The sequence below is a fragment of the Neobacillus sp. PVCKKU3 genome (assembly GCF_058323225.1).
In genome coordinates this window covers 1-16,323 of record NZ_JBLVQN010000062.1, presented here as the reverse complement: position 1 = coordinate 16,323, position 16,323 = coordinate 1, and the positions used below count along the sequence as shown (strand labels likewise).

Genomic DNA, 16,323 nt, shown 5'->3' with positions numbered 1-16,323 from the left:
AATATCCTAATTTGCTAGTTTTCCAAGTAACTATTAGAATGATAAATCTCCACTTAAGAGACTTTTTGCAATGGTACGGCGGTGGATTTCTGAGGTGCCATCCGGAATTCTTACAATCCTTGCCAGGCGGTATCCCTGCTCTAATCCAAGTTCATTGGAAATCCCTACCCCACCATGGATTTGCATGGCCCGATCATACACGCGTCCCATCATTTCCGTACAAAAAGCCTTTACCATTGAAATTTCCTTACGAGGTTGTTTTTTACTATTTTCAATCTTCCAGGCACAGTTAAGGGCCATATTTCTGGCTGCATAAATATCCATGGCAGATTCCGCCAGCATGGCTTGAATCATTTGATGTTCTTTAATTGGCTTTCCAAAGGTTTTGCGAATTTCTGCATACTCAACTGCCTTCTTTAAAGCCCATTGTGCTGAACCGATACATTTTCCACTCATACCAAGTCTTCCAGTGTTAATTCCATTTATGGCGATGGAGAAGCCAAAGTCCACTTCCCCAATGACGTTTTCATCTGGCACTCGGAGATTATCGATGCTAATAATACATGCCTCACCTCCCAGCTCGCCCATGACCGGAATTACTGAATCTACTGAGAACCCTTCTGATCCTGTTTCAACGAAGAAGCAGGTAATGCCGCCTTTTCTTTTCGCTTTCAAGTCCGGATTTGTCACGGCGAACAGCATGCAATAATCAGCGTGGGCAGCATTTGTAATCCATTGTTTGCTGCCGTTGATGACCCATTCATTTCCTTCTTTTACGGCATTCGTTTTAATGCTCCATACATCTGATCCTGCATCCGGTTCCGTTAAACCAAAGCAAAGAGTTTTTTCCCCAGACCGGATTCCGTCTAAATATCGTTCTTTCAATTCCTCCTCTAAGCCGGTTAGAATTGGTGATAAACCGTTGGTAAATGGTGACGGGATGACGATTGGATCAACCAACTTATTGAATGGATACGAAATATTAATTGCCTCTTGGACGAGCAATGCTGTCATTGGCCCGAGTTGTTCTCCGCCAAGCTCTTCTGCACCAAACATCGTATAATAGCCCGCTTTGGCCGATTCCATCCGAACAATCTTCCGTAATTCCTCCACTTTCGGGTGGTGGCGTCCATCTTCCGTGTAGTAGTTCCGTTCATTGTATAAAAGCTCATGATTTTCCTTTTCTAGCGGTAATACGACCTTTTCAATAAATTGTTTTAACCCTTTAATAATTTCTTGTGTTTCTTCTGGAATTGTAAAATCCATGTTCTTTCACTCCTAAATTTTTAATCTATTGTTATTGAATATTTGAAAGTGCTTTCTTCTTCAAAGTGATCAGGGCATCCGCAACGGTTACGCCCTCCCCTTCAGCATGTACCATGATTGGATTTAGATCGATTTCCTCAATCACATCATGGGTGGAGATGAATTGGCTGAACTTTGCTACTACTCGGCTCAATGCTTTCAGATCTCGAGGTGCGGACCCGCGAAACCCTTTTAATAAGGCTTTGCTGCGAAGTTCATCCAGCATTTCTTCCGCGGTTTCCTCGGAAATAGGGGCCTTTCGCATGACTGCATCTTTGTACACTTCGATATGAATTCCGCCTAAACCGACGAGAATCATTTGCCCGAAAACAGGGTCCTGATTTGCTCCGATGAACATCTCCACAGAATCCTTTGACAGCATTTCCTGGACTAAAATACCTTCGAAAACTGCATATTCAACTTGACTTATCTGCTGCTTTATAAATGTAAATTTCTCTTCGAGTTCTTCTTCGTTCGTTATGTTTAATTGGACGAGCCCTTTGTCACTCTTATGCAAGATTTGCGGGGACATCCCTTTAAGGGCAACAGGATACCCTATTTCTCTTGCCATTATTTTTGCTTCCGCGAGAGTTGCAGCAAGTTGTTCTCTCGTGATTGGAATTCCAATTTGTTTAAGTATTTCTTTACTTTTATGCTCTGTCAGCACGGTAGGAAGATTGTCAAATGACAGTCCATTCATTCCGTCAATTCTAGCAGTCTCGGATTCTTCCTTATAGAATTGGCTGAAATATTTAAGAGCCTTCATGGCATTTACCGCCCGGGAAGGATCCTCGATGACGGCTAACCGGTTTTCCATAAACGATTTTTTCGAATCCTCCGAATTAAGCGAAACAGTGATAATCGGAGTTTCTTTATACTTTTTGGCAATGTTAGAAACGGATCGGATGTGGTTTTGTGCGTGTTCCGGATACAGTCCGCTAAAGGCTAGGAAAACGATCGCAGAGTCGTACTCTCCACTTGAAAGAACAATTTCCATAAAATCTTGCAATAAGTCTTGCCTAGTATTTAATTGTGCGGTTGTATCAATCGGATTTTTCACACCGGCAATCGGCAGAAGATCACTAAGCTGCTGCTGCACTTCAATGGAAGGCTCCGGTACAGTTAACGATGCTTCCGTCAATTGGTCAGCTAACAGAATGCCAACTCCCCCCGAGACTGTAAAAACAGCCGTTTTATCTCCTTTTGGGAGCGGAAGCATGGAGCAAGCGTAGGCTGCATCGATAAATTCTTCAATCGTTTCGGCACGGTATACTCCATATTGTTTGGCAATGGCATTAAACACTTGATCTGATCCAGCTAAGGAACCTGTATGGGAGAGGGCCGCCCGCTGACCTGCATTCGTTTTTCCAACTTTAAAGGCAATGACTGGCTTTTTCTTTTCCGCTGCCAATTTAAAGGCATTGATCAACTTATTTCCATCTTTAATGCCTTCCATATAGCAAGCTATTACATCTGTATCTGGATCTTCCGCAAGGAATTCAATACAATCCGCCACATCGATATCGCTTTCATTTCCAGTTGCAACAAAATGGCTAAAACCGATAAAATTTTGCCGTGCCAGCGTAAAAACGTGGGAACCAAATGCCCCGCTTTGGCTGACAAAACCTATATTGCCTTTGAGGGGCGTTTGCTTTTCCAAGATGGTAGAAAAGGTAGCGAATACCCCAGACTTAAGGTTAAACATTCCAAGTGTATTGGGTCCTAGTATCCTCATACCGCTCTTCTTGGAAATCGCCGTCATTTCTTCCTGAAGTTTTCTTCCCGCTTCACCTATTTCGGAAAAGCCGGAGCTAAAGATGACTGCTGCCTTAACCCCTTTTTCTGCACATTGTTTTAATACGTTGACTACCAATTTGCTAGGCAGTGAAATGATCGCTAAATCGATTTCTTCTCCTATATCTAGAAGGCTGGAATAGCACTTCAAACCAGATACTTCGTTATAATTTGGATTTATAGGAAAAATTTGGCCTCTATAGCCATTTCTTTGTAAATAATTTAAAGGTCTCCCACCCAATTTCTTGCTGTCAGGACTTGCCCCGATAATCGCGATACTCTTGGGTTTAAAAAGAGCCTCTAAACTGTTTAGTGAAGCCATTCCATTACTCCTCTCTATTTACAATTAAGGTCTTTGCTTATATACTTGCAAAAATCGTGCCAACCTTAAATTTCTTAATAAAACCCAGCAAATTCTGCATATTCCCCACAAAATGGTAAGATTTTTTTAAGACTATTCATTTGATGTTTCATCTTTGAAACATAAGAGTTCCAAAACTAACACTGATTATGGCGATTGGAATTAATTTAGATAAGGTTATGGAAAACAATAAAAAAAGCCTAATTCCTCCGTCTTAAAAGGAGAAATCAGGCACTATTTACTTCATAAAAAAATAGTATTTTTTTCTTGCCTAATATACGAGGGGAATTGTAATATTGCAAAATAAATTGAAGAAATAGCGAAAAAAACGGATATAAAGCACTAAAAGATATAGAGAAAGGAGCTAATCCAAGCTCCTTTCTTTTTACCTATATTAGTTATCAATATTTAACATCTACAGGTTGACCTGTCCGTGCGGATTGATAAATAGCTAAAATAATTTTTAGTGGTTTTATTCCTTCTTCACCATTCACAAGCGGTTCTCTATCTTCTTGAATGGCATTTACCATATCCATAAACTGTAAACGATGGGAAGCACCATCAAGGGCTGCAGGGTCAACAGAAGCATAATTTGGATCTCTTCCATTATTATTTTGGACGGCAGCTAAGTTGAGGACTTCCGCTTCATTATTTGGATTACGCAGATAATGCTTAATTAATTGATCATTTTCAATCACTGCTGTACCATTTGTTCCAATAATCTCCAAGCGGGCTGATAGACCAGGATATGCAGCTGTAGTTCCAACAATGGTTCCTAACCCGCCATGTTTAAATTTTAACGTGGCAACGGCCACATCCTCCACTTCAATTCCTTCATGAGCTAATATAGCTGTATGTGCATAGACACTTTCCACCTCTCCCATGAAGTACTGAAATAAATCAATCGTATGAATGGCCTGATTAATTAATACTCCGCCCCCATTCATTTCCCAGGTTCCCCGCCACTTACTATTATCATAGTAGCTTTGAGGACGATACCAATTCACAGCCGCTTGCCCTAGCACCATTTTTCCGAATCGTCCTGAATCAATATCCGTTTTAATCTTCACAGTTGATGAATCAAAGCGATGTTGAGAAATAACACTTAATTTAACATGATGCTCACGGCATACATTGATCATTTGCTGTGCCTTCTCAAGGGAAATATCCATTGGTTTTTCAACGATTACATGCTTTCCTGCCCGTGCAGCCTCTATCGCCATGTCAGCATGAGTGCCGCTTGGTGTAATAATCGATACAATATCAATATCTTTTCTCCTAAGCATTTCTTGATAATCTGTATACCAATCTGCACTGGCCTTTTCTGCAAGTGATTTTGCATTTTCCTCCTTACGGGAGTAGACAGCAACCACCTTTGCCCCTTCAATTGCTGAAATTTGCTCATAATGCGTGGTACTAATTAGCCCTGATCCGACAATAGCAAACCCGAATTCCTGTTTCATTTCAACCGCTCTCCTTCAGACTAACTTACCAATTACTTTCTGTAATCATATTTATTAACATTTATATAATCGTAATAATCAACCGCAATGCGGTACACATTTATCAATTATAGTTAATTGTGGTATTATAAAAAAATAGTTACAATTTAGTCCTTTTTTAGCATTGTTTAACCGTTTGCAGAAATAAAAAACGCTAATCCTCAGGATCGGTCGCTTAGTAAAAAATAAGATGTATTTGTTCTCAGCTATCTTATTTCACCCATGACCCAGTTTGTTCTAGCACCGGTCACTCCAGTACTTAGACACTGGCCGCTAACTTCTGTTAATTCAGCCACAATCGTTTCTATAAGAGGTTGATGAACGTGCTGCGGCATTTCAAAACTCCATTGCTCTGTCCCACTAGCCGTTGTCAAAATAATCGGCTCATTTCCAAAAGTGGAAAAGGTAATTTTTCCTTTACTGCCGACGATTTCATTCACATCCACATCTTCAAAAGCAGAAAAACACCAAATTCCTATGCCGTGAATTCCAGATTCAAATCGATAGGTACCTGTATAAATATCTTCTGCACGATAATTGCCTGCTTGATTTGAAGCAAAACCTTGCACATCCTTTATAGGCCCAAGTAGAAAATCTAATAGATCAAGGGTATGACTGGCTAAATCAAAAAACAGCCCCCCTCCGGAAATTTCGGGTTGAACTCTCCATGGGGAATTTTGTGAATCCAACACGTCTTCCGAAGCTTTTTGATACTGAGTTATTGATACGAAACGAACGTCACCAATCGCCTTATTTTCCAATAACTCTTTTATTTTAACAAATCGAGGCAGCGCCCTGCGGTAGTATGATACATATAAAGGAACGCCAGCCTTCTTGCAAGCAGCAATCATTTCATTGCATTCAGAAAAATTAAGCGCCATTGGCTTTTCTACATAAACAGGTTTACCTGCCTTTGCCACTTTAATGGTATATTCTTTATGTGAACTCGGTGGTGTAGCAATATAGACTGCATCGACATCTGGATCATTAATAAGTGCTTCGGCATCATCGTACCATTTTGGCACATTGTGTCTTTCCGCATAATCTTTCGCTAGTTCGCCCGTTCTCCGCATAACGGCCACCAACTCTGAATTTTTTATATTCTGAAATGCCGGTCCACTCTTCACTTCCGTCACATCACCGCATCCAATAATTCCCCAACGAACTTTTTCAAATTTCATGGCAGTATTCTCCTTCTTTTGTTATAAACTTTAATTTTTTGCAGGTGTCACTGTTGCAAACGGAAACGATCCTTGATTAATTTTTTTAATAACATTTTTAAAATATGACCACATTATGGTACACTTGTACCGTTAAGTGGATATGTTTAGTATAGGAAATTTTTAAAGCACATGTCAATAAAAAGTATCGAATCCAAGGAATGACTTTACCTTAGACTACTTTTTACCTTTTTTTACTGATGGATTACGAATTTTCGTTATAATAGAATGGATTGATTCTGAAAGGAGTTTATACTTTTGAACAACGATAAACAGGAGCAAACGAAACCATCTAGTGTACAAGTCATCTCTCGCGCGGCTAAAATACTGAGGGCTCTTAAAGATCATCCAAAAGGGTTAAGCCTTTCCCAAATTGCCAAAGAAGTGGGCCTTGCTCGGTCAACGGTTCAAAGAATCGTAACCGCCCTTGAGGAGGAAAGATATGTTGCAGCCGCCTCTCTTCACGGCGGTTTCTGTCTTGGACCCGAGATCGCGATGCTTGCTTCCGCGGTCCATAATGATTTAAAAGAAGAAATCAGGCCATTTTTAATACAACTATCATCTCAAATCAATGAAACGGTAGATCTATCAGTATTAAATAATGGGAAGGTGTTTTTTGTAGATCAAATTGTCGCTCCGCATCCATTGCAAGCGACTTCACAACCCGGTGTATCTTTTCCATTACATTGTACGGCGAACGGAAAGGCAATACTGGCCTCCTTGCCTATTGCTGAGGTTGAAAAAATGTTACCGGAGCACTTGCAAAAGTACAATGATCATACAATTACGAGCCGGGATGAACTGTTAAAGGAGTTAAAAGTTATCCGTCAAGAGGGTGTTGCTTTTGCCAGAGAAGAACACATTCGTGGCATTTGTGCAGTGGGCGCAACTATTTTTGACCGCATGGGAGATTTATGCTCTATATCGATCCCTCTCCCATCTATTCGTTTTTATGGCAATGAAGAGAAATTGGCGGCTGCCCTCCTCAGTACATGTCAAACAATTAACCAACACTTTAATATAAAACAATGAGAATGAACATCGTGCGAGAAGGGAAAACGAACATTTCGTATTAAAACGGGGGTGTGGGATTACTGGGGAACAAGCGTCCTCTTACATCTCTTTATTTATGGTGAAAATTCTTCATTTATAACGGTTGTATGTAATTAAAAATCAGGCGGCATTCACTTAAAAGGATGACGCCTGGGGCTAAATAAGGATAGGTAAGCTCTTTCCTTTGTTAGGATCTCATATGTAGTGATTCTGGGTGCATTTCCATAAACTCCAGCCAATTTCCATCAGGATCTATTACCCAGAATTGGTAGTTCAAAGCCATTCCTTGAGAAATTTCTTCTGCTAATTGTACTCCCTTTTTCTTTAATTGGTCCGCCGTTTCGTTAATGTCATCCACCTCAAAACATATATGTTCCGCTCTGTCTCTAACACCCTCGACACCCCCATAAAACAATTCAATGAAACACCCCTCTGCCACCTTTACATATACAATCCACGGTTCACCATTTGGTTGATTCAATTCAAACGCTTTCTTAAAACCCAGCTTATTGCAATAAAAATCCAATGAACGTTCCATATTTACTACATGAAATGCTTTGTGATTAATCCCTTTAATCATCATCTATCACACCTTATTTTTTCAAATTTTACTTTGTGTCTTTAAAATTTTTAATTAAATTGGCTTGCCATTAAGGCCACCCTCCTACTATGATAACTCCTATTTGCTGAGATTTTAAGAAATTTGCAACTGGTGATAATTTCTTTGCAACTTCTTTTACTTTTTCTAATCCTTCAGCAATAATCGTTTCAGCTTGAGCTGGCATTGCAGCATGACCTTCAATAAATATAAATAGGGGGATAAATCAAACTACAATTTATCAACCTTTTAGGTACAGTTTTAAACATGCAAAGGGATACAGCTACCATTCATATTGTAGTTGTATCCCTTTACTTACTTTTGTATTATCATTTAATATTGTCCGTTGCCTCATAAAGAACCTTATTGAATTAAAGTAGCAGAAACCGCCACATCCTCATGTTAATAAGTAGACACTAGGGTACAAGCACAAGTGCCTTAGCAACTATCTTTATTGGGCAGTATACCCGCCATCTATGATTAACTCAGAACCAGTTACAAATCGGGACTCATCAGAAGCTAAATAAAGAGCACCATAGGCAATATCAATCGGTTTCCCTAAACACTTCATAGGGATTTTTTCACTCAAAAAGTGATTGCCGTTTTTGCCGCCCGACATAGCTGTTTCAATGACTCCCGGATGAATGGAATTCACCCGAATAAAGTCCTTTGCTAGTTCCAACGCAGCAGATTTTGTCATTAACCTGACGGCACCCTTTGATGCATGGTAGGCTGTACTCCCTGGAGTTCCAACCAAGCCTGATCCAGATGAAGTATTGATGATTGAACCCTTACCCGCTGTTTTCTTGATTAACTCTGCCCCATATTTCATGCCTAAAAAAGTGCCTGCCGAGTTAATGGATTGTATCATTAAAAATTCATCCACTGTCGTTTCTGCCAATCCATTTCTGCTCAAAATCGCTGCATTGTTTATAAGAATATCCAATTGGCCAAATTCTGCTTCCGTTTTCAAGATGACTTCTTGCCAATCCTCTTCAACTGAGACATCATGCCTGATGCCAATTGCTTCTCCACCCTGCGTTCTGATGGCTTGGACAGTCTCTTGAAGTGCTTCTTCGTTAATATCGGTTACAACTACCTTTGCACCGTTTTTAGCAAATAATATGGCTTCCTCTCTGCCAATACCATTCGCAGCTCCGGTAATAATAGCGACTTTATTTTCTAATCTTTTAGCATTCATGGTACCGATCCCTTTCTTATCTTAACTATTATTAATAGACTGTTTTATTGATAAACTATTGGGCTGTAAAACCGCCATCTATCACTAGCTCTGTACCTGTTACAAATCGGGATTCATCGGATGCTAAATAAAGGGCGCCATAGGCGATATCGATTGGTTCTCCTAAATGAGGCCAAGGTGTTTTATCTTTTAAGAAATGTTCACCGTTTTTCGCTCCGGACATGTTTGTTTCAATTACGCCAGGATGAATCGAATTCACTCGGATCAAGTCTTTTGCCAGCTCAAGTGCTGCGGATTTGGTCATGAGTCTTACAGCCCCTTTTGAAGCATGATAGGCTATACTACTAGGGCTGCCAACTATTCCGTACATGGATGATGTATTAATAATGGAACCGCTGCCAGTCTTTTTCATCAAATTTGATCCATATTTCATTCCCAAGAAAACACCAGTTGAGTTTATCGATTGGACCTTTTCAAATCTTTCCAAAGAGGTTTCCGCTAAGCCAACCCTTCCCCCGATACCGGCATTATTCATCAGAATATCTAATCCGCCCAATTGTTCCTCTACTATCGAAATAACTTCCTTCCACTCCTCTTCTTCGGAAACATCAAGTTTTAAAGAGATTGCCTCTCCTCCATTCTCATGGATGATTTGTAATGTTTCGTGAAGCCCTGCCTCATCAATATCCGTTATCACAACCCTTGCCCCGTGTTGAGCGAATAAAATGGCTGTTCCTCTACCAATTCCATTACCGGCTCCAGTAATCATAGCAATCTTATTTTCTAATCTTTTTAATGACATGCTTCAATCATCCTTTCTATCTATAAAAATCATTTTTTAAGTATTAATATAAAAATTGGTTAGATAATAAATAAAAGAGGAGACTAGGAAGAAAACATTCCTAGTCTTGAAAGAAAATACTTTTTTACATAATAGATTCTATTCTATTTTATTAAAATGGGATTTCTACTCCCTCATCCTTAAGCAGCTGTTTAAAATACTTCATCATTTCATCACCAGGATAGCCCTTTTTATTTGCTTCAGCTACCCAGTTATCCCACAACTTTTTAGCTGGGGCTTTAAATTTATTTAATTCGTCAGAACTTGGCGTAATCACTTTTCCTCCCTTTTCTTGTACTCGTTTTTCAAATTCTTTAATAGAATTTTGCATGGAGCTCATATAAAGTTCTGACATCAGTTCTTGATGTTTTGGCCCTAATTTTTCCACAAATAGTTTTTGAAGATCTTTTGGCATCTTATTGAATACGTTTGCATTTAGAAATAATCCATTGGAAGAAACCCCTAAATCGATCCTTGTCATGTATGGAGCAACTTCATTTAAATTAAACCCAATCGCTCCCGTTGTATTGTATATAATATCATCCGCCATACCTTTTTCAACAGATTCATATAACTGTGAATTATCAATTGATACAGGAGCAGCTCCCCACATTTTGATTAATTCATTTCTAGAATATAGACTATTAACTATTTTTCGATTCTTTATATCTTTAACGGTATTGATAGGATCTGAAGTATATAGCTGTGCTGTATCTGTAGAAGAAGCACCGAGCCAGACAACATCTTTGAATGTATCTTTCATAAATTTTGCTTGGAACTTATTCATTACTTTTACCGCGACTTCAGAGTTAGGAATGGCAAAAGGTAAGTCTCCAATTGATAAAGGGAACAAGATATCGTTCTTGTCAGAACTTGCATATAATAGCCCCACATCAAACACGTCACCGCTTATATCATCATAACCAGTATCAGGTTTTCCTAATGCTGAGCTTGGAAAAACATGAACTTTAACCCTTCCATTTGTTTCTTCTTCAACAAATTTTGCCCAAGGTTCTGCAACTTGTTTCGTATAAGGGTGAGTAGGTGGTGCAAGGTCATTGTAGTTTATTTCTATTACATCTTTACTTGCTTTTGTGGAGTCCTTGGATGATGTTGACGATTCTTTTGCCTGGCCGCATGCAGCTAAAACAAGCATTGTCATTAACATAATGGAGATGATCAAATTTCTTTTTTTCATATGCTTTCCCCCTATAAAATAGTTTTATTTATTCCCCTTTTCAGCTAGCACCGATCTTAAAATTGGAATTCCCGCATAAAAAGTATCAACACCTTGAGCACTTGTTATTTTTAAAACCTCCATAATTTCTTCAAATGTCGCCCCTTGTCTTAAAGCACTTTGAATATGGACCCTAGTTCCAACAGCGAATAAATGTGTAGTGGCGATATCAACGGCAATGTAAATAAATTCCTTTAATTTCGGACTTAGAATGTCATTTTCCCAAGGGTTTGTCAGAAATTGATAATAACCTTCAAAAAACGGCTCATCATTTAATAAGAGTGTGTCTCGGAATGAATGCCAGTAGCCCATCTTTTGAATAAACTTTTCTTTTAACTCCTCCTGATGTGCATCCAATTTCACGTTTGCAAATGCGCCTGTTTCTTCAACTAGAATAGGAACCCCGACAGCACAAGTATGCATTCCTAGTACACTGACAAGTTTAAAAACTTCTAAAATTTCTTGTTCCGTAGCCCCTTGGTTGATGGCGTTTTCAATGTGAATTCTTAATGTATCCTTGCTTAAATTAGTAGGTGCCGAGCTTAATGCCACATTAATTAACTCTCTGGACTTTGCGTCGAGAATGTTGTTTTTGTAGGGAGTAGCTACTAATTTTTTATAAATCTCAAAGAATTCCGGGTCTTTTTCCGCTAAATAACTTAAGGTTGGGTTCCAATATCCCAAGTCCTTTTTGTTAGCTGCCTCAAGATCATTCACTAACTCATTGGTTTTTGTTGTTTCTTGATTAACCAAAATTTAATCCTCCTTTGTTTTTTCAAGGTCATTCCTTTGTAACTTTTAAATATGCAACTATTGTGCCAAATTTCTTTTTACAGAAAGGAATTATGTTCCTACATTCGTAAAACCTAGCTATTTCCCCTTTTTTTCTTTTTTTAAGTATGGAAGAATGCCTTTTTAACCATGGAAACGTTTAATTTTTATTATTGAATGTCTTAATATTGAAACATTTCGTTTCTTTATTGCTACATGGAAGGCGCTTAGGTAATTCACCGAAAATTATTCTTCCAGATGCAGATTTGACAAAAGCTATCCCTGGCTCACTGATGGGGATCATGTTTAATCAAGGGCAAGTTTGCACTGCAGGCTCTCGTCTGTTTGTCCAAAAGAAAGCGTATGATAATGTCGTGGCTGACCTTGTCTCTTATTCAAAAAGTATCAAACAGGGACCGGGGCTAGATTCGAATACGCAAATGGGACCACTTGTTACAGAAAAACAGCAAAATCGCGTGATGAGCTATATTGAAAAAGGGCAGCAAGAGGGGGCTGAAATGTTAACAGGTGGAAGAAATCCATTTGATAGCGGGTATTTTGTTGAGCCGACGATATTCTCAGCCGTAGAGGACAATATGACAATTGCAAGGGAAGAAATTTTTGGCCCGGTCCTTGTTGCTATGCCGTTTGATGATTTAGATGAAGTAATAAAACGTGCCAATTACACTGCTTATGGCCTTGCTGCAGCCGTTTGGACTGAGAATGTTCGCAATGCCCACTATGTAGCTAGTAAACTACAAGCCGGGACGGTCTGGGTCAATAGTTATAATGCTGTAGAAGCAGCCGCGCCATTTGGTGGTTTCAAGCAGTCCGGAATTGGGCGTAAAATGGGATCTTATGCGCTTGATGCCTATACTGAAGTGAAAAGTGTATTTGTTAATATGGATTAAGGTTGCTTGAAGTACGACAGAAAAAAGACCGTCCATTTGGATAACGGGTTCCGTTAACTATCGTAAACATTAAAAATGTAATCCAAAATGACCTTCAAATTGTATGGTAATTTGGAGGTCTATTTTTGTTGATATAAAGGGATTTTGATATTTATTTTGGGAGAATTTGTAATACAATTTGTATATTAAATTGTGGGGTACAATAGCCAATGTACCTCAGCAAAATGCACTACATTTTTACTTGCAATTTGATATACAAAAAATATTGGTTAGTCTCTGTTATAACAGAATGTTGATTTCACTGTGTTTGAAAAATAAACGGAGAAATTCCGGCTAAATTGGGAAATATCCATATTTCCTTAAAAATAAAGGGAGTTTTTCCGCTTATATTATCCAAATCTTTAGATTCTGTCTTATTTAGAGCAGTTAACCGGAATATCTCCGTTTATATCCGCTTCTTAAGCTTCCCTTATATACATTAAGAGGAAATTCTCCGCCTATGAATTCTTATACCAACGCAAAAATCGATACGAAGTTTCAATACATTTCCTAACATTATTGCGATTGGAAAAATACTTCCTGTCCCAAGTAAATAACATAGTGCAAGTGTCTTTTGGTCATCAATGAAAAACTGTAGTAAACCCATAACCAGCCAGTACAGGAATCCCACTATAAAAAAAGGGTACCCTTTCTTCGCCCCAACAATCAAATCATTTTTCAATTCTTCTAATGTCATTTTTTGATAATCCTTTATTTCCCCCCTATTCCCCCATCCTATTTGTATCTAGTTATATTAGACAGATAAATGGTAATTTTTTACCATAATTAACCTCCCCTGATAGCAATATGGCGTTCCTGCTAATAGCAGAAACGCCGTCGTTTGCATAGCTACAATATACTAACTCAAAATACGCCATTTTCATTGGGAGAATTCTCCGGTATGGGCTGACCTACATCCCACAATTCGACGATGGATTCGTTATGGAAGCGGAATATATGGACCACTGCCACCCCAAGGTCATCAGGTTTTTGTTTTATATGGGAGTAAACTACAACCATATTCTCATCTTCAATGACACGTTTTACTTCAAGGCTTTTGTTAGGATTCTGTGCAGCATTCTCTTCCATTGCGAGCATTAGAGAGTCAGCATCTCCACGGAAAAAAGGATTATGATGGCGAAAATCCGGACTAATGTACCTACTGTATGCTTCGCGCACTTCCCCCGACGCAACCAGTTGCAAAAACGACACAGCATTTTCTTTTAAAGAGTTCTTCATTGCAAATCTTCCTTTCCTTAAAGTGTAACTTTTAGGCTAACTCTTTGTAATTATTGTTAATCACATGAGATTCAATAAAATGGGGTCTCGATACATCTATCTTAATAATATTCAACAAAGTTTTCCAGCTCAGATCATTAAATCATTTTCAGATTTAATATCAACTGCGTTTTTACAAAGCTTTTGAAGAACCGTTGCAAAAACTGCGATTACAATGGAAGCAAAAAAAATGACCAAGCCGATAAGTAAAATCCCTGGATTTCCCGCATTTTGTGAGATGAGAGTGACAATACCTGCCACATACCATGCACTGATTGTGATGGCGCAAAATTTTATATATTTAATAGACGTTATCGATAATTCTGAGAAGGCTTTGTTTTTGTCAATATAGCCTAACAGCTTTAACACTTGAAAAAGTGCAAAGAAGAACGGAATAGCTGTCATATAGATCCCGATTAACAGAGGATATTTCAAATGGATAAACTCAGCGTACATGTCAACAAATACATTTGCTTGCCAAGGCAACCAATATATACATAAAACAAGGACAGTTATTCCGACTATACAAACAGCTATTTTTAACATAAGAATTTTTCCTCGGTCAACAATATCCATCAGCTCTTGATTCATTTAAAAGCACCTCACTTATTGAACTTTGATTTCATTTTAATGGAAATTTTATCGTTTTTCAATAAATTATTAGTGCATTTTAATAAATCCACAAAAAACCCCGACATTAATCGGGGTTCTCGCTGTGAAACTTCCAATAGAGATGAGCACCAGGTTTGTCTGCGGGCGATGTCAGGCACCATTGAGAGAACCACTTCTTCTATTCGATTTATGCACCCGGCGGGCGGTTTTCAAAGTCGTAGTCGACCGGTTGCGGTGCTACTCTTGAATGTTGTAGGGCCGGGGTGTCCGGACGGGCAATTTGATAGACGGAAGCACCGACAATTTCAGCTGTTTCTTGCAGTTTGTTTTTATCAATTTTGTCTAACGTATCAGCAGGTGTGTGATACCATGGCTCGAGCGGCGAGTGAATGAATAAAGCTGCAGGTATGCCTAGTTCATGGAATGGCTGGTGGTCACTTCGCCCCAATTGGCCATACGGGACCACTTCACCCAATGCCGTTCTTGCTCCTGCAGCAGAAGCAAGATCGGTAACTAAGTTTTTCTTACCGTCTATGGTATACATGATTAAGCCATTCGCCTTATTGTCGCCGCCGGCATCCTTGCTGCCGATCATATCCATTTGGAAGTGGGCAACAATCCGGTCAGCTTCATCTGTACTTAATGTCCCTGCATAATGGTAGGAACCTAACAGACCTAGTTCCTCTGAACCGAATGTCACAAAGCGAAGCTCTGTATCAATCGGTGCGTTGGCCATGACCCTTGCAAGCTCCAGGACAGCTGATACACCGGAGGCATCATCGTTCGCTCCCGGTCCGTTCTGAACAGAATCATGGTGTGCGCCTATCAGGACAACTTGTCCGGTGTCTTTGTTTTTATTTGGCTTCATTTTGGCGATCACATTATAGGACGTTTTTTCTTCCACTCCGGATCCTGTGACTTTAATATGGGCTGTTAGTGTGCCGTTTTTCAATTTCTCTACCAGTGCCAAACCTTGGGCTCTAGTAATCGCAACGGCAGGAATATTTTGACCATAAGTAGCTTGGCCAAACGCGTTCGAGGAACCGGTATTGTTGTACATCACAACCCCAACTGCACCTTTATCAAAAACATTTTGTATCTTTTCGACGAAGGTGATGTCGCCTCGTTCAATCAGGGCGATTTTCCCTTTTACGCTGTCAGGCACCTTACCCGCTAGCGCCTTACCCACATCCACCAATTCTGCTGTTACCTCTCCACTGTACGAACCAGAAAACACATAGGGCTTCAAATTCTCCCCGCCAATTTCCAATAAGCCGCTGACGTTATTTCTAACAACAGTATAGATGGGGAAAGGCTGCACCTCTGTCTCATAGCCATATTGTTTAAAATGGCTCTCTATGTACTGAACACCTCTAAGTTCTCCAGGAGTCCCTGCCTGGCGAGGAACTTCTGATAAATAGGCAATGTGGTTATACATGTTGTCAGCACTGATTTTTTTGATAATCTTGTTGTCAAATGCGGATGCTGCATTGGCGTTTGGGACACCTGCCTCCGGTCCTTTGGCATAGGCACCATTGACACTCAAAACTAATCCCGCCGTTAACAAAGCTGCCATCGTTTTTTTCCGTTTCATCGTACT

At 39.4% G+C, this 16,323-nt stretch carries 15 protein-coding genes and 1 pseudogene; 2 read left to right on the top strand and 14 right to left on the bottom strand.

What is annotated here, in order from left to right; genetic code table 11:
- Positions 1-33: 33 nt before the first annotated feature.
- From ACNQGS_RS27330 to ACNQGS_RS27315, 4 genes are all read right to left on the bottom strand, one after another.
- The gene (locus ACNQGS_RS27330) at positions 34-1,266 is read right to left on the bottom strand and encodes an acyl-CoA dehydrogenase family protein (protein ID WP_491490133.1); all 1,233 of its coding nucleotides are present in this window, start codon (positions 1,264-1,266) and stop codon (positions 34-36) included.
- Between the two features lie 31 nt (positions 1,267-1,297).
- Entirely contained in the window at positions 1,298-3,421 is a 2,124-nt protein-coding gene (locus tag ACNQGS_RS27325; RefSeq protein WP_491490132.1) for an acetate--CoA ligase family protein, read from the bottom strand.
- Between the two features lie 440 nt (positions 3,422-3,861).
- Complete coding sequence (locus tag ACNQGS_RS27320) at positions 3,862-4,923, bottom strand: Gfo/Idh/MocA family protein (protein WP_491490131.1); 1,062 nt, start codon at positions 4,921-4,923, stop codon at positions 3,862-3,864.
- Between the two features lie 245 nt (positions 4,924-5,168).
- On the bottom strand, positions 5,169-6,143 hold the full coding sequence (locus ACNQGS_RS27315; protein ID WP_491490130.1) for a Gfo/Idh/MocA family protein: 975 nt from the start codon (positions 6,141-6,143) through the stop codon (positions 5,169-5,171).
- A gap of 297 nt (positions 6,144-6,440) precedes the next feature.
- On the opposite strand from ACNQGS_RS27315, the gene ACNQGS_RS27310 reads away from it, so the two are divergent.
- Entirely contained in the window at positions 6,441-7,214 is a 774-nt protein-coding gene (locus tag ACNQGS_RS27310; RefSeq protein ID WP_491490129.1) for an IclR family transcriptional regulator, read from the top strand.
- 208 nt (positions 7,215-7,422) lie between these two features.
- Here the strand turns inward: ACNQGS_RS27310 and ACNQGS_RS27305 are convergent, their stop codons facing one another.
- The 6 genes from ACNQGS_RS27305 to ACNQGS_RS27280 form a co-directional block, all read right to left on the bottom strand.
- A complete protein-coding gene (locus tag ACNQGS_RS27305; protein WP_491490128.1) occupies positions 7,423-7,815 on the bottom strand; it encodes a VOC family protein in 393 nt (130 codons plus the stop codon).
- Positions 7,816-7,885: 70 nt separating this feature from the next.
- Entirely contained in the window at positions 7,886-8,020 is a 135-nt protein-coding gene (locus tag ACNQGS_RS27300; protein ID WP_491490127.1) for a hypothetical protein, read from the bottom strand.
- Between the two features lie 264 nt (positions 8,021-8,284).
- Complete coding sequence (locus ACNQGS_RS27295; RefSeq protein ID WP_491490126.1) at positions 8,285-9,034, bottom strand: SDR family NAD(P)-dependent oxidoreductase; 750 nt, start codon at positions 9,032-9,034, stop codon at positions 8,285-8,287.
- 55 nt (positions 9,035-9,089) lie between these two features.
- A complete protein-coding gene (locus ACNQGS_RS27290) occupies positions 9,090-9,836 on the bottom strand; it encodes an SDR family NAD(P)-dependent oxidoreductase (protein WP_491490125.1) in 747 nt (248 codons plus the stop codon).
- A gap of 151 nt (positions 9,837-9,987) precedes the next feature.
- A complete protein-coding gene (gene dctP, locus ACNQGS_RS27285; protein WP_491490124.1) occupies positions 9,988-11,073 on the bottom strand; it encodes a TRAP transporter substrate-binding protein DctP in 1,086 nt (361 codons plus the stop codon).
- A 24-nt stretch (positions 11,074-11,097) separates the two neighbouring features.
- Positions 11,098-11,865, bottom strand: a complete 768-nt coding sequence (locus ACNQGS_RS27280; protein WP_491490123.1) for a carboxymuconolactone decarboxylase family protein — start codon at positions 11,863-11,865, stop codon at positions 11,098-11,100.
- Between the two features lie 248 nt (positions 11,866-12,113).
- On the opposite strand from ACNQGS_RS27280, the pseudogene ACNQGS_RS27275 reads away from it, so the two are divergent.
- Positions 12,114-12,794, top strand: a pseudogene (locus ACNQGS_RS27275) (aldehyde dehydrogenase family protein); the annotation flags it as partial.
- Between the two features lie 478 nt (positions 12,795-13,272).
- On the opposite strand, the gene ACNQGS_RS27270 reads toward ACNQGS_RS27275, so the two are convergent.
- The 4 genes from ACNQGS_RS27270 to ACNQGS_RS27255 all read right to left on the bottom strand — a co-directional run.
- A complete protein-coding gene (locus ACNQGS_RS27270) occupies positions 13,273-13,530 on the bottom strand; it encodes a DUF7010 family protein (protein ID WP_491490122.1) in 258 nt (85 codons plus the stop codon).
- 167 nt (positions 13,531-13,697) lie between these two features.
- On the bottom strand, positions 13,698-14,072 hold the full coding sequence (locus tag ACNQGS_RS27265; RefSeq protein ID WP_423798431.1) for a nuclear transport factor 2 family protein: 375 nt from the start codon (positions 14,070-14,072) through the stop codon (positions 13,698-13,700).
- A gap of 129 nt (positions 14,073-14,201) precedes the next feature.
- Positions 14,202-14,702: a DUF2975 domain-containing protein gene (locus tag ACNQGS_RS27260; RefSeq protein ID WP_491490121.1), complete on the bottom strand. Its 501-nt coding sequence runs from the start codon at positions 14,700-14,702 to the stop codon at positions 14,202-14,204.
- Between the two features lie 208 nt (positions 14,703-14,910).
- A partial coding sequence (locus tag ACNQGS_RS27255; RefSeq protein WP_491490120.1) for a M28 family peptidase occupies positions 14,911-16,323 on the bottom strand: 1,413 nt, incomplete at its 5' end.